This window comes from Streptomyces sp. NBC_01433 (genome assembly GCF_026340105.1).
Lineage (GTDB): Bacteria > Actinomycetota > Actinomycetes > Streptomycetales > Streptomycetaceae > Streptomyces.
In genome coordinates, this window is record NZ_JAPEPM010000001.1 from 2483533 (window position 1) to 2509482 (window position 25950).

Sequence of the window (25950 nt, forward strand, 5' to 3'; positions counted from 1 at the left end):
CCCCGCGTCAGCCGAGGGGGTGGGCGGCCAGCAGGTCGCCCAGTGCCTCCTCGTGGGCTGCCGCCGGGCCCAGGGACAGCTCGATCTGCTTCGCCCAGGCGTGGTAGCGGTGCAGGGGGTAGTCGGTGTCCGCGCCGAAGCCGCCGTGCAGGTGCTGCGCGGTCTGCACGATGCGCCGGACGCCGTCCGAGGCCCAGATCTTCGCCACGGCGATGTCTCCCTCGGCGGGCAGCGCACCACCGGCCTCGGTGGAGATACGCCAGGCCGCCTGCCAGAGGGTCACCTCCATGGCCCGCAGATCGATGTACCGGTCGGCGGCCTGCATGGCGACTGCCTGGAACGTGGCCACCGGGAAGCCGAACTGTTCGCGCTTGCCGGTGTATTCGCTGGTCATCGAGAGCACCCGCTCGCCCAGCCCCAGCGCCAGCGCACAGGTCCCGGTGGTGAGCAGCGACCGCAGCCAGTCCCAGGCGCCGGGTGCGTCGATCAGCTCGCGGTCGTCGATGCGCACGGCGTCGAGCCTGACCTCGGCGAAGCGCTCGCCACTGGTGGAAACCTGCTCGGCGAGCGTCACGCCGTCGTGGCCGCGGCGCACCAGAGCCAGGACGGACCGGCCCTCGCCCGTGTGGGCGGGGACCGCGATCCAGTCGGCGACCTGGGCCCAGGGCACCCCTGACTGCATCCCGTCGAGCACCCACCCGGACGCGTTCCCCGCTCCGGGCCCGGTGCCTTCGCTGCCGGTGCCCTCGCTGCCGCGGTGGGCGGTGTCGCGGCTGGCGGTGACGGCCAGTTCGGCCGGGTCGTGTCCGGTGCGCCCGTTGGCCCCGACGGTCAGGACCAGCTCGCCCCGGCCGAACCCGGGCAGCAGCTCCGCCGCCAGCGCGCGGTCGCCGTGGCGCTGGAGGGCCATCGCGACCGCACAGCTCTCCAGCAACGGAACCCTGGCCAGCACCTTGGCCGCTTCGCGCAGTACCAGGCAGAGCGCGACCGGGTCGAGTCCGGCGCCGCCGTATTCCGGTGAGAGCGTGAGGCTCAGCAGATCCGTATCGGCGAGCCCGGCCCACAGCGTCCGGTCGATGTCCTCGGCGACGGCACCCGGGGTCAGCGCGGGGCTGGGTACATGGTCGGGTGCGACGGACGAGAAGACCGCCCTGGCCGCCTCGACGGCTGCCTGCTGTTCCTCGGTGAAGGTGAAGTCCACTGTTCCGGCCTCCCGCGAACCGTAGCGTCCCTGAACCGTGCGGTCCACGAGGGGACCTGACGGTTCGTCAAGATAGAACAGGTTCTACAAGATGGGAACACCGCGCACCGCTGCCCCTTCGCCGCCGGGAGCCCCGCAGCGCCTGGAGCCCCGCAGAGCCGGGAGCGCCCCAGAGCCGGGTGCCCGCCGGAATAGTCGGCATCGGCCATCGGCCACGGCCACCGGCCACGGCCACCGGCATCGGCACCGGCCATCGGCACTGGTCAGCGGTCGAAGTCGAGCTCCACCTCCGGAGTGAGCGGGTGCGACTGACAGGCCAGCACGAAGCCCGCCCCGGTCTCCTCCGGTTCCAGCGCGAAGTTGCGGTCCATCCGCACCTCGCCCGAGACGAGGAAGGCCCGGCAGGTCCCGCACACTCCCCCCTTGCAGGCGTACGGCGCGTCCGACCGGCTGCGCAGCACCGTCTCCAGCAGCGATTCGGCGTCCTTCACCGGCCAGCTGCCCGAACGGCCGTGAAGAGTCGCCGTGAGGGTGCTGTCGGAGGGCGAGGCGACGCGGGCCGTGGCGGGCGCCGCGGACCCGTCGTCGACGTGGAAGATCTCCTGGTGGATCCGGGTCCGTTCGACGCCGAGCGCGCGCAGTGCGCTCTCCGCCCCCCGGACCAGACCGAACGGGCCGCACAGGAACCAGCCGTCCACGTCCGCCACCGGCAGCAGCGCGGGCAGCAGCCCGGTGAGCCGCTCACGGTCCAGTCGGCCGGACGGCAGCCCGGCCGACTGCTCTTCCCTGGACAGTGCGGTCACCAGCTGGAAGCGGTCCGGATACCGGTCCTTGAGGTCGGCGACCTCGTCGAGGAACATCGTCGAGGCGGCCGTCCGGTCGCTGCGGATCAGACAGAACCGGGCCAGGGGCTCCCGTGACAGCAGCGTCGCCGCTATCGACAGCACCGGAGTGATGCCGCTCCCGCCGACGACCGCCGCGAACAGACCGGGGCGCGGCCTCAGCACGAAGCGGCCCATCGGGGCCATGGCCTGCACTTCGTCCCCGACGGCCAGTTCCTTCAGGGCGTACGTCGAGAACGCGCCGCCGTCGACCATGCGGATGCCCACCCGCAGGACCGGTTCGGCCGGTGCCTCGGCGGCCGGTGCGCAGATCGAGTACGAGCGCCGGATCTCCTCGCCGTCGACGGTGTAGCGCACATTGAGGTGCTGGCCCGGGGTGTGACGGAAGGTCTCGCGCAGCTCGGCCGGCACGGCGAAGGTGACGGCCACCGCATCGTCAGTGATCCGTTCGATCGCGCGGACCCGGAGCGGATGGAACATCTACAACTCCTTGAAGTGGTCGAACGGTTCGCGGCAGGCGACACAGCGGCGAAGCGCTTTGCACGCCGTGGAGGAGAACCGGCTCAGCAGCTCCGTGTCGGTCGAGCCGCAGTGCGGGCAGCGCACCGAGAGCGTCAGCGGTACGGGGCCGCCGTCCGCGCCGTGGGAGCGGGGTGGTGCGATGCCGAACTCGGCGAGCTTGCGCCGCCCCTCGGCGCTGATGTCGTCCGTCGACCAGGCGGGTGCGAGCACGGTGACCACGGAGACCTCGGGCACGCCGTGGTCGTGCAGCACCCGCTCGATGTCGGCGGACATGGCCTCGATCGCCGGGCAGCCGGTGTACGTCGGGGTGAGCCGCACGGTCGCCCGGCCCCGCCCGTCCACCTGGACGCCCCGCATGACGCCGAGCTCCTCCAGCGTCAGGACCGGCAGCTCGGGGTCCGGTACGGCGCCGGCCAGCTGCCGCAGTTCCTCCTCCAGCCGGGTCCCGGTCACCATGACGCCCCCGGATGGCTGCGGTGCAGATGCTGCATCTCGGCGATCATCCGGCCGAACGGCTCGGTGTGCAGCCCCTGTCGGCCGGCCCCTGCCGCCCAGGCGCCGGACCGCGGGCCGGTCGGGACGGTCAGTGTGGCTCGCTCCACCACATCGGTGATGGCGCCCAGCCAACTGGTCCGCAGCGCCTGCCAGTCGATGTCCACTCCCTCTATGGGCTGGAACATCTCGCCGGTGAACCGCCACAGCGCGTCCAGGCCGGCCTGGAGCCGCTCATGGCTCTCGGCCGTACCGTCCCCGAGGCGCAGGGCCCAGTGCTCGGCGTGGTCCCGGTGGTAGGCGACTTCCTTGACCGCCTTCGCCGCAAGGTCCGCGAACGGGCCCCGGCCCGCTGCCAACTCGCCGTACAACACGTGCTGGTAGACGGAGAAGTAGAGCTGGCGGGCGATGGTGTGGGCGAAGTCGCCGTTCGGCTGCTCGACCAGCTGGAGATTGCGGAAGGCCCGCTCCTCGCGGAGGTAGGCGAGCTCGTCCTCGTCGCCGACGAGCGAGAGCAGCACTCTGGCCTGCCCCAGGAGGTCCAGGGCGATGTTGGCGAGGGCCACTTCCTCCTCCAGCACGGGAGCGTGGCCCGCCCACTCCCCCAGCCGGTGCGAGAGCACCAGCGCGTCGTCGCCCAGGGCGAGGGCCGCGGTCACAGGTGCTTCACCCCTTCCGGGATCTCGTAGAACGTCGGGTGCCGGTAGGGCTTGTCCCCCGCCGGTTCGAAGAAGGAGTCCTTCTCGTCGGGGGAGGACGCGGTGATCTCGGTGGACGGGACCACCCAGATCGAGATGCCCTCCGATCGACGGGTGTACAGGTCCCGTGCGTTGCGCAGGGCCATCTCGGCGTCCGGCGCGTGCAGGCTGCCGGCGTGGGTGTGGGACAGTCCGCGCCGCGAGCGCACGAACACCTCCCACAGCGGCCAGTCGGTCGAGCTGCTCATGCCGTCTCCTCCTCGGGCTGCGTGCCCTGTGCGGTCTGCGGGCTCGGAGCGGGCTGCGCGCTCTGTCCGGGGTGGGTGGGAGGGGCGGGGTGTTTGGCCGCGTACGCCGCTGCCGCGTCCCGGACCCAGGCACCCTCCTCATGGGCTGTGCGCCGCTGGGTGAGGCGCTGCTCGTTGCACGGGCCGTTGCCCTTGAGGACTTCCTGGAACTCGGTCCAGTCGATCGCGCCGAAGTCGTGCTGTCCGCGCTCCTCGTTCCACCGGATGTCGGGGTCCGGGAGGGCGAGTCCCAGGGCCTCGGCCTGCGGTACGCAGATGTCCACGAAGCGCTGACGCAGTTCGTCGTTGGAGTGGCGCTTGATCTTCCAGGCCATCGACTGCGCGGAGTGGGCCGACGCGTCGTCGGGCGGGCCGAACATCATCAGGGACGGCCACCACCAGCGGTTCACCGCGTCCTGCGCCATCTCGTGCTGGTCCCGGGTGCCTCGGCTCAGGGCGAGCAGCAGCTCGTACCCCTGGCGCTGGTGGAAGGACTCCTCCTTGCAGATCCGGACCATCGCCCGTGCGTACGGGCCGTACGAGCAGCGGCAGAGCGGCACCTGGTTGGTGATCGCCGCGCCGTCCACCAGCCAGCCGATCGCTCCGACGTCCGCCCAGGTCAGCGTCGGGTAGTTGAAGATCGATGAATAGCGCTGACGTCCGGCGTGGAGCTTGTCGAGCAGCTCCTCGCGGCTGGTGCCCAGCGTCTCGGCGGCGCTGTAGAGATACAGCCCGTGCCCGGCCTCGTCCTGCACCTTGGCCATCAGGATCGCCTTGCGCCGCAGGGAGGGCGCGCGGGTGATCCAGTTGGCCTCTGGCTGCATACCGATGATTTCCGAGTGGGCGTGCTGGGCCATCTGACGGACGAGCGAGGCCCGGTACGCCTCCGGCATCCAGTCGCGCGGCTCGATCCGGTCGTCGGCGGCCACCGTCGCGTCGAACGCCGCAGTGCGGGCCGCGTCCGCCGGATCCACCGCGCCTGCCGTCCTCTGCGTCTTCTGGTCCGCAGTCACTGCCGCCATCCCGGACTCCCTACCGACCGATCGTTCGGTTCAATGACTTCAATGGTGAGTCGGCGGCCCGTAGGGTGTCAACCCTGTGGATAACTCGGTGGTGATCGACGGTGAGCGGGGCGGGATGGATTCGGACCACGGTGGGCGCTCCGACAGCGAGGAAAAGGACGCCTGGCCGCAGGTGGTGAGCCACTCGGCCGCAGAGCCGCACACCTTGCCGGATGCCTCGCCCCCGGCCTCTGCGGACGCCTCGCCCCCGGCTTCGGCGTATGCCGGGCAGCGCCCTTCCGCATACGCCGGGCAGCGCCCCTCGACGGACGGCAGGACGCACATAGCCTCGGGCACATCGACGGACGCTCAGCCGCACGCCGGGCCGGGCGCGGCGGGTGGCGCCGGCGGCTCCGGCGACCGCGCCACCGGCGGTGGCATAGCCGCGCTCTCGTTCCGGTACCAGGCCGTCGCCGCCGTCGCGCTGTCCGTCATCGGGATGATCGCCTGTGCCCAGGTGGCCATGGTCTTCCTGCACGTCGCGCCGTCCAACACGCTGACCAAGCAGCATGGCGAAGCGGTCGACAACTGGGTCTACCCGGAGTTCGAACAGAACTGGAAGCTGTTCGCCCCCAATCCGCTCCAGCAGAACATCGCCGTCCATGTGCGGGCCGAAGTGGTCGGCGCCGACGGCCGCCGCACCACCCCCTGGATGAGCCTCTCCGGCGAGGACGGCAAAGAGATACGCGGCAATCTCTTCCCCAGCCATGTGCATCAGAACGAGCTCCGGCGGGGCTGGGACTTCTTCGTCAACTCCCACGACAGCGAGAACCGCCCCAACGGCCTGCGCGGTGATCTCTCCGAGCGCTACATCCGCCGCATCGTGATGCTGCGCCTCGGCGCACACGACTACGGCGGCACCGTCGAGCGCATCCAGGTGCGTTCCGAGACCCGCTCCGTCGCGCCGCCCCCGTGGAGCGAGGAGAAGATCAGCACCCGGCCGAACTACCGGGTGCTCCCATGGTGGACCGTGGTCCCGGATGATCTCCCCGAGAATGCCGGAGCGCCACAGGCGTCGCGCGGCGAGGAGGCGGACAAGTGACGACAACCTCCCCGGCCGGTGTTCCCGGCCCGGTGTCCGGCCCCTTCCCCGGCGGCACCCCCGACCCGAACGTCGGGCCAGGTCCCCGCCCGAAGCCTCGCCGGAACCCCGCAAGCGGTCTCGCCCGCGGTATCCAGCGCATCACCGCCTCGGCCCTCGGCCCGTACCAGAGCGCTGTCATCCGGATCGGGTTCTCCGCCACGTATCTGCTGTTCCTGCTGCGCGAACTGCCGCACCGCCATGAGCTCTACGGTCCGGACAGCCCGTGGCGATGGGACATGGCCCGGCAACTCATAGCGAACAACGACGCCTTCTCCGTACTCATGTGGTCGGACAGCGCTTTCTGGTTCGAGGCCGTGTACGCCCTTACCCTGCTGTCGGCCGCGGCACTGCTGCTCGGGTGGCGCACCCGGACCATGTCCGTCCTGTTCATGGTCGGCGTGCTCTCCGTGCAGAACCGCAGCATCTTCATGGGCGACGGCGGCGACAACGTCATCCACCTGATGGCGATCTACCTCGTCCTGACGCGCTGCTCCCGGGTCTGGTCGCTGGATGCCAGGCGCGCCGAGCGGAACACCGTACGTAACGCCGCACGTGCCGCACGGGGCCTCACGCCGGTAGCGGACGTGGTGGGTCCGGTTCTGTGGGCGGTGCTCGGGCCGGTCCTGCTGATCGCCACGCTGATGGACGGTCTCGGCGGGACCTGGTGGCTGCCGACTCTCCTGTGGGTGGTGTGGCTGGGGAGCGCCGCGTGGTGGGCCGCGAATCGCTACGCGCCGCACGGTGAGCCGCGCACGCTGCTCGATGTCCTGGCCAATCTCGCCCACAACGCCACCCTCGTCGTGATCATGGCCGAGGTCTGTCTGATCTACGCGACCGCCGGCTGGTACAAGATCCAGGGGTCGCGCTGGCAGGACGGCACCGCCCTCTACTACCCCCTCAAGCTCGACTACTTCACGCCCTGGCCCGCCCTGTCGGACATCCTGGCTTCCAGCGGTGTGATGGTGATGGTGCTGACGTACGGCACGGTCATCGTCCAGGTCGCCTTCCCGTTCACGCTGTTCAACCGGCGCGTCAAGAACATCCTGCTGGTCGCGATGATCTGCGAGCACGCGGGAATCGCCCTGCTGCTCGGGCTGCCGTTCTTCTCGATGGCGATGATCGCCGCGGATGCCGTCTTCCTGCCGACGGTCTTCCTGGTGTGGCTGGGCGGCCGGGTGACGCTCGGCCGCGACCGGCTGTTCTCGCGCTTCCCCCGTTTCCCGGGCAACACGGGCGCGACGGGTTCTTCCGGTGCTTCGGGCGATTCGGGTGCTCATGGTGTTCCGGGCGACGGGCGGGTGCCCGGTCAGCAGGGGTCCGGCCGCGACGGTACGGAGGAGGCCCCGCAGCAGGGTGCCGGTGGGGGCCATACGCTCGTCGGGTGAGCAGTGAGACCGGCAGAACAGAAGAGCCCCCCGCAGCGGCGGCACCCGATCCGTCCGCGGAACCGGAACCGATTCAGTACGACGACGGGTACGGGACGGAGATCGGTGTCGGGCCGTATCCGCTGCCCTGGCCCGAGGGCGAGCGATACGACCCCGAGCTGCTCGCCCACGGTGACCGGCGCAATGTCGGTGATGAGTACCGGTACTGGACGCGGGAGGCGATCGTCGCCGATCTGGACCTGCGGCGGCACGACTTTCACGTGGCCGTGGAGAACTGGGGCCACGACTTCAACATCGGCTCGGTCGTACGGACCGCGAACGCCTTCCTCGCCAAAGAGATCCACATCGTGGGACGGCGCCGCTGGAACCGGCGCGGGGCCATGGTCACCGACCGCTACCAGCATGTGCGGCATCACCCCGACACGGCGGATCTGACCGCCTGGGCGGCCTCCGAGGGGCTGCCGATCATCGGGATCGACAACCTCCCCGGGGCCGTACCGCTGGAGCGGACCGAACTGCCGCGGCGTTGCGTGCTGCTGTTCGGCCAGGAGGGGCCGGGGCTCACCCAGGAGGCGCGGGACCACGCGACGATGGTGTGCTCGATCACGCAGTTCGGCTCCACCCGGTCGATCAACGCGGGGGCCGCCGCGGCCATCGCGATGCACGCGTGGGTACAGCGGTACGCGGACGTTCCGGATCCGCGCGGCTGAGAGGCCCCGGCCCCGACGGGTCATGCCTGGCGGCGGACCTCCAGTACGCGGAAGCGGTTGGACACGAACGCCCCGTCGCACAGGGCGGCGTTCGCCGCCGGGTTGCCGCCCGAGCCGTGGAAGTCGGAGAAGGCCGCGGTCTGGTTGACGTACACCCCGCCGGTCAGGTTCAGCGAGAGCTGGGCCGATTCGTCGAAGCAGACGTCCTCCACCGCACGCTCCACCTCCGGGGACGTGGTGTAGGCGCCGACCGTCATGGCGCCCTTCTCGCGGACGGTACGTCGCAGCAGGTCCAGGGCGTCCGCCGTCGAGGCGACCGCCACGGCGAAGGACACCGGGCCGAAGCACTCCGACAGATAGGCCGCGTCGTCGTCGGGCTTGCTGCCGTCGAGCTTGACGATGACCGGCGTACGGACGGTCGCGTCGGGGAAGTCGGGGTTGGTGACGGTCCGGGAGGACAGGGCCACCTCGCCCAGGTCCGAGGCCGCCTCGACGCGGGCCTTGACGTCCGGGTTGACCAGGGCGCCGAGGAGCGCGTTGGCGCGGGCGTCGTCGCCGAGGAGTCCGTTGACAGCGGCCGCGACATCGGCGACGACGTCGTCGTACGACTTGGCTCCGGCGTCCGTCGTGATGCCGTCCCGGGGGATCAGCAGATTCTGCGGGGTGGTGCACATCTGGCCGCTGTACAGGGAGAGCGAGAAGGCCAGGTTGGAGAGCATGCCGCTGTAGTCATCGGTCGAGTCGACGACGATCGAGTTGACCCCGGCCTTCTCGGTGTAGACCTGGGCCTGCCGGGCGTTGGCCTCCAGCCAGTCGCCGAAGGCGGTGGACCCGGTGTAGTCGATGATCCTGATCTCGGGGCGGACCGCCAGGCTCTTGGCGATGCCCTCGCCGGGCCGCTCGGCGGCCAGCGCGACCAGATTCGGGTCGAAGCCCGCCTCGGTCAGCACCTCGCGGGCCAGCCCCACCGTGAGCGCCAGCGGGAGCACCGCACGCGGGTGCGGCTTGACCAGGACCGGGTTGCCCGTGGCGAGGGAGGCGAAGAGGCCCGGATAGCCGTTCCACGTGGGGAAGGTGTTGCAGCCGATCAGCAACGAGATGCCGCGCCCCGCCGCGGTGAACGACTTGTGCAGCCGGAGCGGGTCGCGCTTGCCCTGCGGCTTGGCCCAGTCCGCCGTCAGCGGGGTGCGGATCTGCTCCTGGTAGGCATACGCCACCGCTTCCAGCCCGCGGTCCTGGGCGTGCGGCCCGCCCGCCTGGAACGCCATCATGAACGCCTGCCCGCTCGTGTGCATCACGGCGTGCGCCAGCTCATGGGTGCGGGCGCTGATCCGGGACAGGATCTCCAGGCAGACCAGGGCCCTGGTCTCCGGCCCCGCCGTCCGCCATGCGCCCATGCCCGCCTTCATAGCCGGGAGCAGGACGTCCGGGTCGGCGTGCGGATACTCGACGCCGAGCTCCGGCCCGTACGGCGAGATCTCCCCGCCGGTCCAGCCGTCGGTGCCCGGCTGGCCGAGGTCGAGCCGGGTGTGCAGCAGCGCGTCGAACGCGGCCTTGCCCTCCGCCGCTCCCAGGCTGCCGGGGGCGCCGCCCTCGCCGTACGCCTTCGGGTGCTCGGGGTGCGGGGACCAGTAGGCGCGCGTACGGATCGCGTCGAGGGCCTGGTCGAGCGTGGGCCGGTGGGTCTCGGACAGCTGCTGCGGGGTGAGCTCGGCGGCCATGACGGACCAACTCCTCATCGAGCCGGGCAGGGACGTGCGGACGGAGTTAGAGTAACCGAACGATCGGTCGGGACAAGGGGCCCCGGCGAACCTGTGGACAACTCATGGGGGAGGATCGCGTTCATGACCACGGCCAAGCGGGACACGTACACCCCGGAGACTCTGCTCACCGTCGCCGTCCGTGTCTTCAACGAGCGCGGCTACGACGGCACGTCCATGGAGCATCTCTCCAAGGCGGCGGGCATCTCCAAATCGTCCATCTACCACCACGTGGCGGGCAAGGAGGAGCTGTTGCGGCGGGCCGTCAGCCGGGCGCTCGACGGGCTCTTCGGGATCCTCGACGAGCCCGGGGCCACCCGGGGGCGCGCGATCGAGCGGGTCGAGTACGTCACGCGCCGCACCGTCGGGGTACTGATGGCCGAGCTTCCCTACGTCACGCTGCTGCTGCGCGTGCGGGGCAACACCAAGACGGAGCGCTGGGCCCTGGAACGGCGGCGCGAGTTCGACCAGCGGGTGTCCGAGCTGCTCAAGGCGGCGGTGGCCGACGGTGATCTCCGCGCCGACGTCGACATACGGCTGGCGACCCGGCTGCTGTTCGGCATGGTGAACTCCCTGGTCGAGTGGTACCGGCCGCAGCCGGGCGGCTTCCCGGGGGAGGACCAGCTCGCGGACACGGTCGTCCAGCTGGCCTTCGAGGGGATGCGGGCGGCCTGAGAGCCGGGAGCCGGGGCGGGCCGTTCGGGCGGTTCAGGCGGCCGGCCGGCCGCCGAGGCCGGGGCCGGCCGATCCGGAAGGCCGCCGCCGGGCGCCGGGGCGGGACAGTTCCGCGGGGTGCCGGGGCGGGACAGTTCCGCCGGGTGCCAGGTCAGGACAGCTCTGCGGGGCGGTCCGGGTGCGGGCCCAGATCCGTCTCCTCGAACACCAGGAGCGTGCGGGTGGAGAGCACTTCGGGGATGGCCTGGATCCGGGTGAGGACCAGTTCGCGCAGGGCGCGGTTGTCCGGGGTGTGCACCAGTAGCAGTACGTCGAAGTCGCCGCTGACCAGCGCGATGTGGGTGGCTCCGGGCAGCGCCTGAAGCTGTTCGCGAACCGTGCGCCAGGAATTCTGGACGATCTTGAGCGTGATGTAGGCGGACGCGCCCTGCCCCGCCCGTTCGTGGTCGATCCGTGCGCCGAAGCCGCGGATCACGCCGTCCTCGATCAGCCGGTTGATCCGTGCGTACGCGTTGGCGCGTGAGACATGCACGCGTTCGGCCACCGAGCGTATAGAGGCGCGGCCGTCCGTCCGCAGGATGCGGAGGATGTCCCGGTCGATGGAGTCCAGCGGTCGCGCGGGCGGAACCTGGCCGGGATCGTCGCCCCTGTCGGCCATTTGTTCAGCTGCCATCTGCCCGCGCCTCCCTGTTGTGGACGACCTGTCCCTATCCCAGGCTGTGGAGAACCGTTTGTCCACAGGCTGGCGGTGCCTGTAGCCAAAATGCCCTCACGACCGAACAATCGGTAGGTGAGACACACCACACCCGTGCCTCGCCACCCTTCGACATCTCGACATATTTCGACACCCCTCGATCTCCCTCGATGCCAGGAGGTGCTTCTCATGACGGTCCAAGAGCTGCCCGGCGCGGCCGCCTACCGGCCCACGCCGCCCCCGGCCTGGAAGCCGCTCACCGACCCCGCGCCGCTGCTCCCGGACCCCGAGCCGTACCGGGTGCTGGGTACGGACGCCGCAGCCGACGCGGACCCCGAGCTGCTGCTGAGGCTCTACGCCGAGCTGGTCCGCGGCCGCCGGTACAACGCGCAGGCCACGGCGCTGACCAAGCAGGGCCGGCTCGCCGTCTACCCGTCCAGCACGGGGCAGGAGGCGTGCGAGATCGCGGCCGCACTGGTGCTGGAGGAGCGGGACTGGCTCTTCCCCAGCTACCGCGACACCCTCGCGGCCGTGGCGCGCGGCCTCGACCCCGTCGAGGCGCTGACCCTGCTGCGCGGCGACCGGCACACCGGTTACGACCCGCGTGAGCACCGCATCGCCCCGCTCTGCACGCCGCTCGCCACCCAATTGCCGCACGCCGTGGGTCTGGCGCACGCGGCGCGGCTCAAGGGAGACGATGTCGTCGCGCTCGCCATGGTGGGTGACGGCGGCACCAGCGAGGGCGATTTCCACGAGGCGTTGAACTTCGCGGCCGTCTGGCGGGCCCCGGTCGTCTTCCTCGTGCAGAACAACGGCTTCGCCATCTCCGTCCCGCTGGCCAAGCAGACCGCGGCCCCCTCCCTCGCCCACAAGGCCGTCGGGTACGGGATGCCGGGCCGGCTCGTCGACGGCAACGACGCGGTCGCCGTGCACCAGGTGCTCGGTGAGGCGGTCGCGCGGGCCAGGCGCGGCGAGGGGCCGACGTTGGTCGAGGCCCTCACCTACCGCATGGACGCCCATACGAACGCCGACGACGCCACCCGCTACCGGGTCGACAGCGAGGTCGAGACGTGGCGGGCACACGACCCGGTCGAGCTCCTGGAGCGGGAGCTGACCGGGCGCGGGCTGCTCGGCGAGGACGGCATCGAGGAGGCACGGGAGGCCGCGGAGCGCATGGCGGCCGCGCTGAGGGAGCGGATGAACGCCGATCCGGTGCTCGACCCGATGGACCTGTTCTCCCATGTCTACGCGGAGCAGACCGGCCAACTGCGGGAGCAAGCCGCCCGGTTGCGGGCCGAGCTGGAGGCCGAGAAGGACCGGCACGACGAACACGGTGCGGAGGCGGGACGATGACCACCGCGGCGGCGACGACCGGTGCACGGACGTCGAAGACCAAGCCGGCCACCATGGCGCAGGCCCTCGGACGCGCGCTGCGCGACTCGATGGCCGAGGACCCGGCCGTGCACGTCCTCGGTGAGGACGTCGGCACACTCGGCGGGGTCTTCCGGATCACCGACGGCCTGGCCAAGGAGTTCGGCGACGACCGTTGTACGGACACCCCACTGGCCGAGGCGGGCATCCTCGGGGCTGCCGTGGGCATGGCGATGTACGGGCTGCGGCCCGTGGTGGAGATGCAGTTCGACGCGTTCGCCTACCCGGCCTTCGAGCAGTTGATCAGCCATGTCGCCAAGATGCGGAACCGCACCGGGGGCGCCATGCCACTCCCCATCACGGTGCGCGTTCCGTACGGCGGCGGGATCGGCGGGGTCGAGCACCACAGCGACTCCTCGGAGGCGTACTACATGGCCACGCCCGGCCTCCACGTCGTCACACCGGCCACGGTCGACGACGCGTACGGGCTGCTTCGCGCCTCGATCGCCTCCGACGATCCGGTGGTCTTCCTGGAGCCGAAGCGGCTCTACTGGTCCAAGGCGGACTGGTCCCCCGATGCTCCGGCGGAGGTCGAACCGATCGGCCGGGCCGTGGTCCGCCGCCCCGGACGCAGCGCGACGCTGATCACCTACGGGCCTTCCCTGCCGGTCTGTCTGGAGGCCGCGGAAGCGGCTGTGGCCGAGGGCTGGGACCTCGAAGTCGTCGACCTGCGCTCACTGGTGCCCTTCGACGACGAGACGGTGGCCGCCTCGGTGCGACGGACCGGACGTGCGGTGGTCGTCCACGAGTCCACCGGTTTCGGTGGTCCCGGCGGGGAGATCGCGGCCCGGATCACCGAGCGGTGCTTCCACCATCTGGAAGCTCCGGTACTGAGGGTGGCCGGGTTCGACATCCCGTATCCGCCACCGATGCTGGAACGGCATCACCTGCCGGGCGTGGACCGGGTGCTCGACGCCGTGGCCCGGCTGCAGTGGGAGGCGGAGGGCTGATGCCTCAGGTACTCGAATTCAAGCTGCCGGACCTCGGTGAGGGGCTGACCGAGGCGGAGATCGTGCGCTGGCTGGTGGAGGTCGGCGATGTCGTCGCCATCGATCAGCCGGTCGTCGAGGTCGAGACGGCCAAGGCGATGGTGGAGGTGCCGTGTCCCTACGGGGGTGTGGTGACGGCGCGGTTCGGCGAGGAGGGTACGGAGCTTCCGGTCGGGGCTCCACTGCTGACCGTCGTGGTCGGACCGGCGGGGGCGGAGCCGACGGGGACTGCCGGTTCGTCGGCGCAGTCGGCGGAGTCGTCCGGCAATGTGCTGGTGGGGTACGGGACGGGTGCTCCGGCGGCGCGGCGTCGCCGGATCCGGCCCGAGCGGTTGTCGGTCACGGCGTCCGAAACCGTGCCGGTCGCCGCTGCGGTTGTTCCGGTTGTTCCGGCTGCTCCGGCTGCTCCGGTTGTTGTGTCCGCTGCCCGTCCCGCATCGGTCGCGGCTGATGGGAGGGGCCCGGTGGCGGTGGTCTCGCCCCTCGTACGGAAGCTGGCGCGGCAGCACGGTCTCGATCTCCGGCAGCTGACGGGGTCGGGTCCGGACGGGCTGATCCTGCGCGTCGATGTCGAATCCGCGATCAGGGCGGCGGAGACGGCCACTGCCACGGCCGGGGTTGCGGAGGCCGGGGTTTCGACGGCGGCGCGGTCCGAGGCGGCGCGGTCCGTGTCCGGGGCCGGCGAACGGATTCCGTTGCGCGGGGTCCGGGGCGCGGTCGCCGACAAGCTGTCGCGCAGCCGGAGCGAGATTCCCGACGCCACGTGCTGGGTGGACGCGGATGCCACCGAGCTGATGGCCGTCAGGGCCGCGATGAACGCCGCGGGGGGTCCGTCCGCCGGGCCCAAGGTGTCGGTCCTCGCCCTGCTGGCCCGGATCTGTACGGCGGCTCTGGCCCGGTTCCCCGAGCTCAACTCCACGGTGGATCCGGCGGCGCGGGAGATCGTGCGGCTGCCCGACGTCCATCTCGGCTTCGCGGCCCAGACGGAGCGCGGCCTCGTCGTCCCGGTCGTCCGGGACGCGCACGCGCGGAACGTGGAGTCGATGGGCGGCGAGATCGCCCGGCTGACCGAGGCGGCCCGGACCGGGGCGCTCACCCCGGCTCAGCTGACCGGCGGCACGTTCACGCTGAACAACTACGGCGTGTTCGGGGTCGACGGGTCGACACCGATCATCAATCACCCGGAGGCGGCGATGCTCGGCGTCGGCCGGATCATGGCCAAACCGTGGGTGTACAACGGTGAACTGGCCGTGCGCCAGGTCGTCCAGCTTTCGCTCACCTTCGACCACCGGGTCTGTGACGGAGGAACGGCGGGCGGATTCCTGCGGTACGTGGCCGACTGCGTGGAACAACCGGCGGTGCTGTTGCGCATGCTGTAGCCGGGCCGGGCCGGGCCGGGCTGGGTTCGAACCGGGTTCGAACCTGCGGCCGTCCGGCTGCGGGCCGCCCCGGAGGGATCAGGTGTGGTGGTCGGCGCTCATACTCGACGCATGACCGCGTATGACGTGATCGTTCTTGCCGGAGGAGCTGCCAAGCGGCTCGGCGGCGCCGACAAGCCAGGGGTCCGGGTCGGTGGCCGCGCGCTGCTCGACCGGGTTCTCGCGGCCTGCGCCGGGGCCGCCACGACCGTTGTGGTGGGCAGTCGCAGGCCCACCGGGAGGCCCGTGACCTGGACGCGCGAAGTCCCGGCGGGCGGCGGCCCCTTGGCGGCGCTCGGGGCCGGGGTGCGGCACACGTCGGCGGAGAGCGTTCTCGTACTCTCCGCCGACCTGCCGTTTCTGGGAACGGGCACCGTCGAAGCCCTGCTGGCAGCAGCGGGGGAGGACGGCAGGGAAGGCGCCCTGTGCACCGACCCGGACGGGCGGGACCAGCCCCTGGTGGCCGCCTACCGCGGCGAGCCGCTGCGCCGCGAGCTGGCGCTCCTGGCCACCGAGCACGGCAGCCTCGCCGGGCTTCCGCTGCGGTTGCTGACGGCCGAGCTGGACCTTGCCCGGGTCGACGCGGGCCCTCTCGCCTCGTTCGACTGCGACACTTGGGAAGACATCGCGGAAGCCAGGGGCCGTATCAGGGAACATGGGACTGTGCTGGACGAATGGATCACCGCAGTCAAGAACGAACTGGGCATCGACCTCGACGTCGACACCGACGTCCTGCTCGACCTCGCCCGTGACGCCGCACACGGTGTCGCCCGGCCCGCCGCACCGCTGACGACCTTCCTGGTCGGATACGCGGCGGCGAAGGCGAGCGAGGGAGCGGGTCCGGAAGGCGCTGCCGAGGCTGTGGCGGAGGCGGCCCGCAAGGCCGCCGCGCTGGCGCTGCGGTGGGAGGCCGAGACGGCAGGCGGCGGGGCCGGGTCCCCATGACCGCACACGGCCCCGGGGCCGGTGGCGCCTCCCCCGACGCGCCTTCGGAGGACGAGGAGCGCGCCGTCGAGCAGGCTCTGGCGCTGGTCGCTCACCGGCCCCACGACGCGTACCGCCCGTCGGAACCTGCCCCTCCACCGGCTTTCGACGCCTTCCCCGATGGCCCCGCCGACACGGCCGGTGGCACCGCACACAGCGCCCCACCCTCCTCCACCACATCTCCCTCCTCCACCACATCTCCCTCCTCCACCACATCTCCCTCCGCCACCACACCTCCCACGGTCGCCCCCACCCACCGCGTCCACGCACACCGCACCCGCGCCATGCCCTGGGACCGTGCCCGCGACCTGGCCTCTCGTGCCGGGCAGGCCTCGCCCGTCGCCGCTCTTCGGCTCCCCCTCGACCGGGCCCTGGGCCACGTCCTCGCCGAGCCGCTGGGCGCACTTACCGACCTGCCGTCCTTCGACACCTCGGCCATGGACGGCTGGGCCGTCGCAGGCCCGGGGCCGTGGGCCTGCCAGGAGGGCGAGGGGATTCTGGCCGGACGCCGTGCGCCCGATCCGCTTCCTGACGGCCGGGCGGTACGGATCGCCACCGGCGCCCGTATCCCGGCCGACGCCACGGCCGTCATCCGCAGCGAACACGCCCATGCCGACGAGGCCAAGGGGCTGCTGTACGCACAGCGCGAGGTCGTTCCCGGGCAGGACATCAGGCCCCGGGGCCAGGAGTGCCGCTCCGGCGATCAACTGCTGCCCGTGGGAACACTGGTGACCCCGGCCGTGCTCGGCCTGGCCGCCGCAGCCGGGTACGACGCGTTGGCCGCCGTGGCCCGCCCTGTTGTCGAGGTCTTCGTGCTCGGCGACGAGCTGCTCACCTCAGGACTTCCGCACGACGGGCTGATCCGCGACGCGCTCGGCCCCATGCTCGGCCCCTGGCTCCGGACGATGGGAGCCGAGGTGTCCGAGCCCCGCCGGCTGGGGGACGACGTGGAGGCGCTGCGCCACGCCCTGACCACCTCACGGGCCGATCTGATCGTCACGACCGGCGGGACCGCGGCGGGGCCGGTCGACCACGTTCATCCGGTCCTCGCCGAGGTCGGCGCCGAACTGCTGGTCGACGGAGTCGCCGTGCGGCCCGGCCATCCGATGCTGCTGGCCGAACTGCCTTCGGACGGGCCCTATCTGGTCGGCCTTCCCGGCAATCCGCTCGCAGCCGTGTCGGGCCTGCTCACGCTCGCCGAACCGCTGCTCGGCGGGATCGCGGGGCGCCCTTCCCAGGAGCCGTACCGGGCACTCGTCCATGCCGACGTGCACGGGCACCCGCACGACACCCGGCTCGTCCCCGTGATCCACCGGGCAGGCCGCGCGGGCGGCCGGGACCACGTCGCGCCCCTGCACTACAACGGTCCGGCGATGCTGCGCGGGGTGGCCGCGGCGGACGGGCTGGCCGTTGTGCCGCCGGGCGGGGTACGGTCCGGCACCGAGGTGGAGATCCTCGATCTACCGTGGGCCCCGGCGACGCCGTGGACGGAAGGGTGTTTCACGTGAAACTTCCCGGCCACGACGCGATGGCCAGGCGTGCCGAGGAGCATGTCGTCACCACGCGGGTGATGCTGCCGCGCAGGGTCGTCGACGGACCGGCGCGGCAGGTCGCCAAGCGGCTGATGATGGCCCTGATGGTGCTGGCCGCCACCGTGTTCATCGTCTGGGTCGACCGTGGTGGCTACAACGACAACGCCGACGGCAAGGTCGATCTGCTGGACGCGGTGTACTACGCGACGGTCACCCTCTCCACCACCGGCTACGGCGACATCACCCCGTACGGGGACGGCGCCCGGCTGACCAACGTGGTGCTCGTGACACCGCTGCGCGTGCTCTTCCTCATCATCCTGGTCGGCACCACTCTTGAGGTCCTTACGGAACGGACCCGGGAGGACTTCCGGCTGAAGCGTTGGAGATCCAACTTGCGTGACCACACCGTCGTCGTCGGCTTCGGCACGAAGGGCCGCTCGGCGATCCAGACCCTCTGCACCACCGGCCTGAAGAAGGAGCAGATCGTCATCGTCGACCCGGCGTCGAAGGTGATCGAGGCGGCCAACGCCGAGGGCTTCACGGGGGTACTCGGGGACGCGACCCGGAGCGATGTGCTGCTGCGGGCCGAGCTCCAGAAGGCCCGTCAGATCATCATCGCCACTCAGCGGGACGACACGGCGGTACTGGTCGCGCTGACCGCGCGCCAGCTCAACCGCGGGGCGAAGATCGTGGCCGCGGTGCGGGAGGAGGAGAACGCACCGTTGCTGCGGCAGTCCGGCGCCGATGCCGTGATCACCAGTGCCAGTGCGGCCGGCCGACTGCTCGGCCTCTCCGTCCTCAGCCCGAGCGCGGGCACCGTGATGGAGGACCTGATCCAGCAGGGCAGCGGTCTCGATCTCGTCGAGCGGCCGGTGATAAAGGCCGAGGTGGGCAAGAGCGTGCGGGAAACCGAGGACCTGGTGGTCAGCGTGCTGCGCGGGCACCGGCTGCTCGGTTACGACGATCCGGCGGCCAGTCCGCTACAGCTGACGGACCGGCTGATCACGATCGTGCGGGCGAGTCCGTTCCACACTTCGCCGACGAACAATCCGCCTCAGGCGCCGCAGCGCCCGTGACACGAAGCTGACGGGACGGGCCCCGACGCGCGGACCGTCCCGGACGCGCGCGGCCCGACCGCACCGGACGGACGGACCGACCGCACGGACCGACCGCACGGACCGGGCGGGCGCGCCCGGTTCCGCCTGCCGTCGCGGGTCCGTGGGCCGCGCGGAGTAGCCTCGCGGCCATGTATGCGATCACGATCCCCGAACCCGGTGGCCCCGAGGCGCTCGTGTGGGCCGAGGTGCCCGATCCCGTACCCGGCGAGGGCGAGGTGCTCGTCGAGGTCGTGTCCAGCGCGGTCAACCGCGCCGATGTGCTGCAGCGGCAGGGCTTCTACAACCCGCCGCCCGGTGCCTCCCCCTACCCCGGTCTGGAGTGCGCGGGGCGCGTCGCGGCGCTCGGCGCCGGGGTGACCGGATGGTCGGTGGGCGACGAGGTGTGCGGGCTGCTGGCGGGCGGCGGGTACGCGGAAAAGGTCGCCGTACCGGCCGGTCAGCTGCTGCCCGTACCGGACGGCGTGGACCTGGCGATGGCCGCGGCGCTGCCCGAGGTGACCGCGACGGTGTGGTCCAACGTCTTCATGGTGGCCCACCTGCGCCCCGGCGAGACGCTGCTCGTCCACGGCGGATCCAGCGGCATCGGCACGATGGCCATCCAGCTCGCCAAGGCGGTCGGCGCGCGCGTCGCGGTGACCGCGGGCGGACCGGAGAAGCTGGCGCGCTGCGCGGAGCTGGGGGCGGACATCCTCATCGACTACCGCGAGCAGGACTTCGTCGAGGAGCTCCGCAAGGAGACCGACGGCGCGGGCGCGGACGTCATCCTGGACATCGTCGGTGCGAAGTATCTGGACCGGAACGTGCAGGCGCTCGCCGTGAACGGCCGGCTCGCGATCATCGGCCTCCAAGGCGGCGTCAAGGGCGAGCTGAACCTGAGCGCCCTGCTGAGCAAGCGGGCCGCCATCACCGCCACGTCCCTGCGGGGCCGCCCGCTCGCCGAGAAAGCCTCGATCGTCGCTGCCGTGCGCGAACATGTGTGGCCGCTGATCGGCGGGGGCGTCGTCCGGCCGGTCGTGGACCGCACGGTGCCGATGGAGGACGCCGCTCAGGCGCACCGGGTGCTGGAATCCAGTGCGCACATCGGCAAGGTGCTCCTGCTCGCGCCCGCTTCCGCGTGAGGGACACCTGTGGGAAGCCCGCGCGATCCGTACGCGATGGGCGTACGCGGCACCGTTGACGCGGCCGGGCCCGGCACACACCTCGCTGTGTGCCGGGCCCGTTCGGTCCGTCCAGTGCTGTTCGGCGGGTTACAGGTAGGGCCCGGAGCGGATCGCTCCGTGCGGGTCACCGCCGCCGTCCTCGTCCTCGTGGCCCGCGCCGGGCGGCAGGGCGCGACGCATCTGTTCCAGCTGGGCGCGGGCCGCCATCTGCTGGGCGAACAGAGCGGTCTGGATGCCGTGGAAAAGGCCCTCCAGCCAGCCCACCAGCTGGGCCTGCGCGATCCTCAGTTCCGCTTCCGAGGGGATGGATTCCTCGGTGAACGGCAGTGAGAGCCGCTCCAGCTCCTCCACCAGCTCCGGCGCCAGTCCGTCCTCCAGCTCCTTCACGGAACTGGCGTGGATCTCCTTGAGCCTGACCCGGCTCGCCTCATCGAGGGGAGCCGCTCTGACCTCCTCCAGGAGTTGCTTGATCATGCTGCCGATGCGCATGACCTTTGCGGGCTGTTCGACCATTTCTGTCACCGGGACCTCGCGCGACTCGTCGTCACTGGTACCGCCGCCGATAGCCATTCCGTCCTGTCCCACTACGAGGACCTGGGGGTGCTCCTGCGACCGGTCATTCCTCGGCATCTCCATGCGCCCATTCTCTCGCACACATGCCGTACACGACTGTGGTGCCCCCGCGAACGGATGATCCACCGTCCCCGAGGGCACCGGAAGCAGCCGGTCGGCCGTGCCGGACCAGGGTCGTGGGGGTGCGTTCGCCCCCTCCTCGCGGCCCTGATCGGCTCTCGCGGCCCCGGTCAGCGGGGCGCGCTCACCCCGCCCGCCGGGCCAGCGTCAGGCGTGAGCGGGTGAGACCGGCGGCCAGCAGTCCGGCCAGCACCGGCACCACCACGGCCAGCAGCCCGATCGTCTCCCAGGGCAGCACGATCGGCGTGTAGGCGGAGTCCATCGGCTGCTCGCGCATCGCCCGCATCGCCTCGCGCAGATCGATGAGCCGCAGCGCGACCGCGGGTACGACGCCCGCCACCGTACCGAGCAGTACCCCGGTGAGCGCGACGACCAGGCACTGGAATCCGGAGAGGGAGCGTCGCACGCCCGGAGGCGCGCCCACCGCGCTGAGGGTGGTCAGGTCGGCCTCCGCGTCGGCCTTGGCCAGACCGGTGGTGATGGCGGCCGCGCCCACGGTCACCACGCCCGCGAACAGGGCGAGGATCAGCAGGATCGTGTCCTCCCCGCCGGACGGACCGTTGTCCGACGTGATGTAGGCGCCGCCGCCGCCCTGATCGATCGCCGCCGAGGTCGCCTGCTGCTCGGCCTCGGTCGGGGGGTGCGAGAGCGTGTACAGGCTTCCGTGGTCCTGTGTGTGCAGGCCCAACCGGTCCGCGGCCTTCTGCGGCATGAGCAGGCGGATGCCGGGCGTCGCGGCGTACTTCGCGGGCGCGACGTAGACCTTCAGCCGGTCCGTGGTGGTGCGGGCCTTGCCGGGGTGCAGCTCGCGGTTCTTCTTGTCGCGGTCGTTGTACGTGTGGACGGTCTTGAGGGTGACCTCGCCGTTCTTCGCGTAGGCCGGGTTCAGCAGGACGGGAGTGCCCGCCTTCAGTGCTTCGGCCGCCGCGGGGTCGTCGAGCTTCACGTACGAGGTGAGCAGCGAGGCGTCACCGATGACGATCTTGTTGGTGTCGGTGCCGAAGGACGTCATGTTCATGTACTCGTCCATGCAGGCGGCGGAGTTCGTCAGTCGTTTGTGCTCATCGGCGGAGAGCCGTGCGGCGAGTTCCTCGGCACCCCGGCCCTTCAGCGGGCAGCTGTGCCCCTTGCCGGTGGGCTTGACCAGTTCGAGGGAGCCGCAGCCGTTCTCCTCCTCGTAGAAGGTGTAGCAGTCGCTGCCCGCCCAGACGCGCCCGATGTCGGAGCGTCCACCGCTGACGGGCATGTTCCGCTCGACCGCCGCCCGCGCGCCGGGGAGCCGTTCGGCCTTGGAGGTTTCCGAGAGAAGGGCGGCGGTGCCCGCGGTGAGGGCCGGTGTGTAGTCGTAGTCCTGTTCGGCCATGGAGCTGGCGGCGTACGTGGCGACGGCGACGGTGCCGGCCACGGCGGCCATCACCGCGGCGACGGCGGGCGCTGTACGTCCCCGGTTGCGGGCCGCGTCGCGGAGCGCGATGCGTGGGGTGAGCGGCAGTCTGCGGCCGAGCCGGCCGAGGAAGCCGACGATCACCGGGATACAGGCGAGTACGCCCAGTTCCGCGACGACCGAGCCACCGGCGACCATGTTCGTGTCACCGTTGATCCCCCCGTAGACGGCGACGGCGGCACCGGCCGCCATCGCGATGCACCCGAGAACGGGCATCACGCGGGAACCGCGGCGGGTGCCGCGGCGGCCGGTGAGCGACTCCAGTACGGACTGGCGGCCCGCCACGACGGCCGGTGCGAGCGCCGCGAGAACGCCGGTGACCAGGCCGAGTACGGCGATCGCCAGCAGCTCCGTGGGGCGGATGGTCAGGCTGCCGAAGCGCTGCCCGGCGTAGTTCTCGATCATCGGACGGCACAGCGCGGTCAGGCCGAGTCCGAGCACCACGCCGAGGACGGCGCCGATCCCGCCGAGCACCACACCACCGGCGAGCACCACGGCCCGGACCTGACTCCGGCTGCCGCCGCACGAACCGACGAGACCGAGCTGCCTGCGTGAGCGGCGCGCGCCGACGGCGAACGCCGGTCCTGCCAGCAGCACGATCTCCAGGACCGCCATGGCCACCACGGTGAGGAGGGCCGCGCTCCGGGGCTCACTACCGGTACCGCCCCCGTTCATCCGGGCGGCCATCGGGATCTCGGAGTCCGGCGGCGGGTCGAGGACGGCCTGGCGGGACAGCACCATCGCGCCCTTCTCATTGGCGGCGAGCACGTCGGGCCAGGTCACTCCGGCGCCGGCCGGGCCCTGGACCAGCCATTTCGTCCTGCCCGGGTTGGGCGGGAGGATCTTGCTGTCGTGGTCGGCGGCGGCCTTCCACGGGGCGATGACCGTGCCGGGACCGGCGTAGAGGGACTTCTTGTCCAGATCCTGGGGCAGTTCCACGGTGCCGGTGACGGTGTACGTCAGCTCGGGGCCGCGCACGGTGATACGGGAGCCGATGTGGAGGCCGGACGACTTCATGAAGGCATCGGTGGCGGCGATCTCGTCCTTGCCGTGCGGGAACGTGCCGTCGAGCAGGGTGATCCTGCCGCGGACCAGCTGGTCCGCGGCGCGCAGCTCGGTGATCTCGGTGTTCGTGATGCCGTGGCCGGTCGTGACGGAGGCGGGCACGGACTGCTCGGTCAGGAACCGCGAGCCCTTCGGGAACGTGGCCGGCACGTCGACCGGCTTCTGTTTCTCCTCCGGCACCTGCGCGTCGTCGACGGGGCCCCAGCCGCTCTGGTCGGGCATCTGCTGGATCGGTGCCCGGCCCAGGCCCGGATCGGTGAACTGGGCGTCCGCCGCACCCATCTTGGCTGTCAGCTCCTTGGCCTGGGTCACGGTGGAGCTGCGGTACGTGACATCGGCGGCCGTCACCCCGAGGACCGGCAGGGCGATCATCGCGACCACCAGGGCGCTGCGGCCCTTGGCCCGCATCGCGTCGCGGCGGGCTATGCGGAAGGTGGCGCGCCACCCCGAGAAGACGCTCACCGGGCGGCCTCGGCGGCGAGCAGGGAGTCGGCCCCGGTGGTCAGTGTCTGGTCGATGATCGAGCCGTCCCGCAGGAACACGACCCGGTCGGCCCAGGCGGCGTACCGCGGCTCATGGGTCACCATCACTCCGGCCGCGCCCTGGTCGCAGCGGTTGCGCAACAGGGCGAGGACGGCCTCACCGGTCTCGGAATCGAGCGCTCCGGTCGGCTCGTCGGCGAGCACCAGGCGCCGGTCCCCCACGAGCGCGCGGGCGATGGCGACGCGTTGCTGCTGGCCGCCGGACATCTCGTCCGGGAAGCGGTCGGCGATCTCGGCGAGGTTCATCTCGGCCAGGGCCGCGAGGGCTTCCTTGCGGGCCTTGCGGACGGAGACGCCGTCGAGTTCGCGGGGCAGGGCGATGTTCTCGGCGGCGGTGAGGGCGGGGATCAGGTTGTAGTCCTGGAAGACGTAGCCGACGCTGCGGCGGCGCAGGGCGGCCATGCCCTTGCGGCCGAGGGCGGCGATGTCCTGGCCCTCGATGACGACCTGGCCACTGGTGGCCGTGTCGAGACCTCCGGCCAGGGTCAGCAGCGTGGACTTGCCGGAACCGGACGGACCCATCACGGCGACCAGTTCGCCCGTGCGCACGGAGAGGTTGATGCCGCGCAGGGCGTGCACTTCGGCGATGCCGGAGCCATGGGTACGGGTCAGTGCCCGCAGTTCGAGAACGGCCTCGCCGACGGGCTGGCCGGCGGACGGGGCGGGGACGGACGAGGACATGGTGGTGGTTCCCCCTAGGAACGGGTCAGCGCCGGGCGCGCGGGCGGTCGGCGAGGAAGCGGGCGGGGCCGCGGGTGGCGGCCGGACCGGAGTCGGCCGTCGGCTCCGTGGCGGCGGCCTCGGCGAGGCGGACGAGCCGGGCCTCGCAGTGGTCCAGCCACCGGGCCTCGGCTTCGGCCTGGAAGATCAGCTGTTCCACCACGAGGAGCCAGGCGACCTCGTCACGGTTGGCCGGGACATCGGCGAGGGCCTGGGCCTTGAGCCGGGTGTAGTCCTGCATCGCCTTCAGGGTGTGGTGGCGCTGGGCCTGGATGACGTGCCGGATGTCGACGCCCGGGGCGCCCACCGCCATCGCCAGCTTGATCGCCAGTTCGTCGCGGGGCGGGTTGGTGCGGTCCACGGGCGTCTCGAACCAGTTGCGCAGTTCGGCTCGGCCGTCGTCGGTGATCGCGTACAGGTCATGACCCGCGTCGTCCGCGCCGTCCTGCGCGACCATGCCGTCGCGCTCCAGGCGGCTGAGCGTCGTATAGACCTGGCCGACGTTCAGCGGCCAGGTGGAGCCGGTGCGCGACTCGAATTCGGTGCGGAGCTGGGAGCCGTACCGCGGCCCGCGCTCCAGGAGGGCGAGTAGCCCGTGACGGATCGACATACTGAGTATGTATACCGAGTATGTTGCTCGTGGCAAGTCCCTCAGGACATCGGACGGAGGCCCGGACCGGCCTAGTGGGTGCGACGGATACGGAACGCGAGGAAGGCCAGCCCCAGGCCGACCAGTGCGATCCCGGCGCCGAGCGAGACCTGCTGCACCTGCCGCACGGCGTGCGCGTCCAGCGCCTGCGCGGACGCCCGCCGCGACTCGGGGAAGGCGCCGGGCGGCGGGGTGTAGACGGGCACGTCAGCGGCGTCGGGCTCGGGTGCGTCCTCGTCGAGGGGGGCGTCGGCCCGCGCGAGCTCCAGCGGTGACAGGGACCGCCCGGGACGGGCCCGTCCCTCACCGGCCACCTGGCCGGCCAACGGTGCCTCCGAAGCGGAAACGGAAGCGGAAGGGGACGGGGTGGCGGGGTCGGAAGCGCTCTTCGACGGCCCGGCGGGCGGCTCCGCAGGCGCGTCGTCCGAGGTGTCCGAGGTGTCCGAGGTGTCCGAGCCGTCCGAGCCGTCCGAGGCGTCCGAGGCGGTGACCGCCCCCGAAGACGCGAGCGGACCGCTGCCCGCGGGCCGGAGCGTCGCCGGGTCCGACGGAAGGGCGGAGGGCAGCGCGGTCGGCACGGCGGAGGCCGGCGGGGACAAGGGCGTGGAAGGAGCATCGGGAGCGCCCGTCGAGGGGCGGGGTGAGACGGCGCCGGCCGAGCTGCCGATTTGCTCTCCCGCGTACGCCGCTCCGCTCACCGTCCCCAGCGCCGCCCCCGCCACCATCACCAGACAGGCCACACACTTCGCCGACCGCGCTGGGAGGAGTCCTGAAGCCATGAGATCAGCGTCACA

At 71.6% G+C, this 25950-nt stretch carries 24 protein-coding genes; 11 read left to right on the forward strand and 13 right to left on the reverse strand.

Annotated features, from left to right (window positions below; genetic code table 11):
• Positions 1–7 precede the first annotated feature (7 nt).
• The 6 genes from OG413_RS11200 to paaA form a co-directional block, all read right to left on the reverse strand.
• Positions 8–1201, reverse strand: coding sequence for an acyl-CoA dehydrogenase family protein (locus OG413_RS11200; RefSeq protein ID WP_266810067.1), 1194 nt, complete (start codon positions 1199–1201; stop codon positions 8–10).
• Positions 1202–1464: 263 nt separating this feature from the next.
• Positions 1465–2523 carry a 2Fe-2S iron-sulfur cluster-binding protein gene (locus tag OG413_RS11205; protein WP_266804733.1) on the reverse strand — a complete coding sequence of 353 codons (1059 nt, stop codon included), beginning with the start codon at positions 2521–2523 and terminating at the stop codon, positions 1465–1467.
• Complete coding sequence (paaD, locus tag OG413_RS11210) at positions 2524–3021, reverse strand: 1,2-phenylacetyl-CoA epoxidase subunit PaaD (RefSeq protein ID WP_266804735.1); 498 nt, start codon at positions 3019–3021, stop codon at positions 2524–2526.
• Entirely contained in the window at positions 3015–3716 is a 702-nt protein-coding gene (gene paaC, locus OG413_RS11215; RefSeq protein ID WP_266804737.1) for a 1,2-phenylacetyl-CoA epoxidase subunit PaaC, read from the reverse strand. Before paaC ends, paaD begins: the two co-directional genes overlap by 7 nt.
• A complete protein-coding gene (gene paaB / locus OG413_RS11220; protein WP_073727828.1) occupies positions 3713–4003 on the reverse strand; it encodes a 1,2-phenylacetyl-CoA epoxidase subunit PaaB in 291 nt (96 codons plus the stop codon). The genes paaC and paaB overlap by 4 nt, the downstream gene beginning before the upstream one ends.
• Positions 4000–5064, reverse strand: coding sequence for a 1,2-phenylacetyl-CoA epoxidase subunit PaaA (gene paaA / locus OG413_RS11225; protein WP_266804740.1), 1065 nt, complete (start codon positions 5062–5064; stop codon positions 4000–4002). Before paaA ends, paaB begins: the two co-directional genes overlap by 4 nt.
• A gap of 88 nt (positions 5065–5152) precedes the next feature.
• Between paaA and OG413_RS11230 the strand changes: the two genes are divergently transcribed.
• The 3 genes from OG413_RS11230 to OG413_RS11240 all read left to right on the forward strand — a co-directional run bounded on the left by OG413_RS11230 (position 5153) and on the right by OG413_RS11240 (position 8282).
• Positions 5153–6145 carry a DUF5819 family protein gene (locus OG413_RS11230; protein WP_266810069.1) on the forward strand — a complete coding sequence of 331 codons (993 nt, stop codon included), beginning with the start codon at positions 5153–5155 and terminating at the stop codon, positions 6143–6145.
• A gap of 131 nt (positions 6146–6276) precedes the next feature.
• Positions 6277–7572 (forward strand): HTTM domain-containing protein, encoded by a 1296-nt coding sequence (locus tag OG413_RS11235; protein ID WP_266810071.1) that lies wholly within the window; start codon positions 6277–6279, stop codon positions 7570–7572.
• Complete coding sequence (locus tag OG413_RS11240) at positions 7569–8282, forward strand: TrmH family RNA methyltransferase (protein WP_266804741.1); 714 nt, start codon at positions 7569–7571, stop codon at positions 8280–8282. The genes OG413_RS11235 and OG413_RS11240 overlap by 4 nt, the downstream gene beginning before the upstream one ends.
• A gap of 20 nt (positions 8283–8302) precedes the next feature.
• On the opposite strand, the gene paaN is transcribed toward OG413_RS11240, so the two are convergent.
• A complete protein-coding gene (gene paaN / locus OG413_RS11245) occupies positions 8303–10003 on the reverse strand; it encodes a phenylacetic acid degradation protein PaaN (RefSeq protein ID WP_266804743.1) in 1701 nt (566 codons plus the stop codon).
• A 123-nt stretch (positions 10004–10126) separates the two neighbouring features.
• Here paaN and OG413_RS11250 point away from each other — a divergent pair, with 123 nt between their 5' ends.
• A complete protein-coding gene (locus OG413_RS11250) occupies positions 10127–10717 on the forward strand; it encodes a TetR/AcrR family transcriptional regulator (protein ID WP_266804745.1) in 591 nt (196 codons plus the stop codon).
• A gap of 151 nt (positions 10718–10868) precedes the next feature.
• Here the strand turns inward: OG413_RS11250 and OG413_RS11255 are convergent, their stop codons facing one another.
• Positions 10869–11390: an Lrp/AsnC family transcriptional regulator gene (locus OG413_RS11255; RefSeq protein WP_266804747.1), complete on the reverse strand. Its 522-nt coding sequence runs from the start codon at positions 11388–11390 to the stop codon at positions 10869–10871.
• 210 nt (positions 11391–11600) lie between these two features.
• On the opposite strand from OG413_RS11255, the gene pdhA reads away from it, so the two are divergent.
• From pdhA to OG413_RS11290, 7 genes are all read left to right on the forward strand, one after another.
• Entirely contained in the window at positions 11601–12764 is a 1164-nt protein-coding gene (gene pdhA, locus OG413_RS11260; protein WP_266804749.1) for a pyruvate dehydrogenase (acetyl-transferring) E1 component subunit alpha, read from the forward strand.
• A complete protein-coding gene (locus OG413_RS11265) occupies positions 12761–13792 on the forward strand; it encodes an alpha-ketoacid dehydrogenase subunit beta (RefSeq protein WP_266804750.1) in 1032 nt (343 codons plus the stop codon). Before pdhA ends, OG413_RS11265 begins: the two co-directional genes overlap by 4 nt.
• Positions 13792–15210 (forward strand): dihydrolipoamide acetyltransferase family protein, encoded by a 1419-nt coding sequence (locus tag OG413_RS11270; protein WP_266804752.1) that lies wholly within the window; start codon positions 13792–13794, stop codon positions 15208–15210. Before OG413_RS11265 ends, OG413_RS11270 begins: the two co-directional genes overlap by 1 nt.
• 111 nt (positions 15211–15321) lie before the next feature.
• Entirely contained in the window at positions 15322–16194 is an 873-nt protein-coding gene (locus tag OG413_RS11275) for an NTP transferase domain-containing protein (protein WP_266804754.1), read from the forward strand.
• Positions 16191–17741 carry a molybdopterin molybdotransferase MoeA gene (locus tag OG413_RS11280; protein ID WP_266804756.1) on the forward strand — a complete coding sequence of 517 codons (1551 nt, stop codon included), beginning with the start codon at positions 16191–16193 and terminating at the stop codon, positions 17739–17741. The genes OG413_RS11275 and OG413_RS11280 overlap by 4 nt, the downstream gene beginning before the upstream one ends.
• Positions 17699–18841 (forward strand): TrkA family potassium uptake protein, encoded by a 1143-nt coding sequence (locus OG413_RS11285; protein ID WP_266804758.1) that lies wholly within the window; start codon positions 17699–17701, stop codon positions 18839–18841. The genes OG413_RS11280 and OG413_RS11285 overlap by 43 nt, the downstream gene beginning before the upstream one ends.
• 170 nt (positions 18842–19011) lie before the next feature.
• Positions 19012–20001: an NAD(P)H-quinone oxidoreductase gene (locus tag OG413_RS11290; RefSeq protein ID WP_266804760.1), complete on the forward strand. Its 990-nt coding sequence runs from the start codon at positions 19012–19014 to the stop codon at positions 19999–20001.
• Between the two features lie 129 nt (positions 20002–20130).
• Here the strand turns inward: OG413_RS11290 and OG413_RS11295 are convergent, their stop codons facing one another.
• From OG413_RS11295 to OG413_RS11315, 5 genes are all read right to left on the reverse strand, one after another.
• Positions 20131–20679, reverse strand: coding sequence for a bacterial proteasome activator family protein (locus OG413_RS11295; RefSeq protein ID WP_323137844.1), 549 nt, complete (start codon positions 20677–20679; stop codon positions 20131–20133).
• A gap of 181 nt (positions 20680–20860) precedes the next feature.
• Complete coding sequence (locus OG413_RS11300) at positions 20861–23707, reverse strand: FtsX-like permease family protein (protein WP_266804762.1); 2847 nt, start codon at positions 23705–23707, stop codon at positions 20861–20863.
• Positions 23704–24468: an ABC transporter ATP-binding protein gene (locus OG413_RS11305; RefSeq protein WP_266804764.1), complete on the reverse strand. Its 765-nt coding sequence runs from the start codon at positions 24466–24468 to the stop codon at positions 23704–23706. The genes OG413_RS11300 and OG413_RS11305 overlap by 4 nt, the downstream gene beginning before the upstream one ends.
• A gap of 25 nt (positions 24469–24493) precedes the next feature.
• Complete coding sequence (locus OG413_RS11310) at positions 24494–25117, reverse strand: PadR family transcriptional regulator (RefSeq protein WP_266804766.1); 624 nt, start codon at positions 25115–25117, stop codon at positions 24494–24496.
• Positions 25118–25188: 71 nt separating this feature from the next.
• Positions 25189–25935, reverse strand: coding sequence for a hypothetical protein (locus OG413_RS11315; RefSeq protein WP_266804767.1), 747 nt, complete (start codon positions 25933–25935; stop codon positions 25189–25191).
• Between the last annotated feature and the right edge of the window lie 15 nt (positions 25936–25950).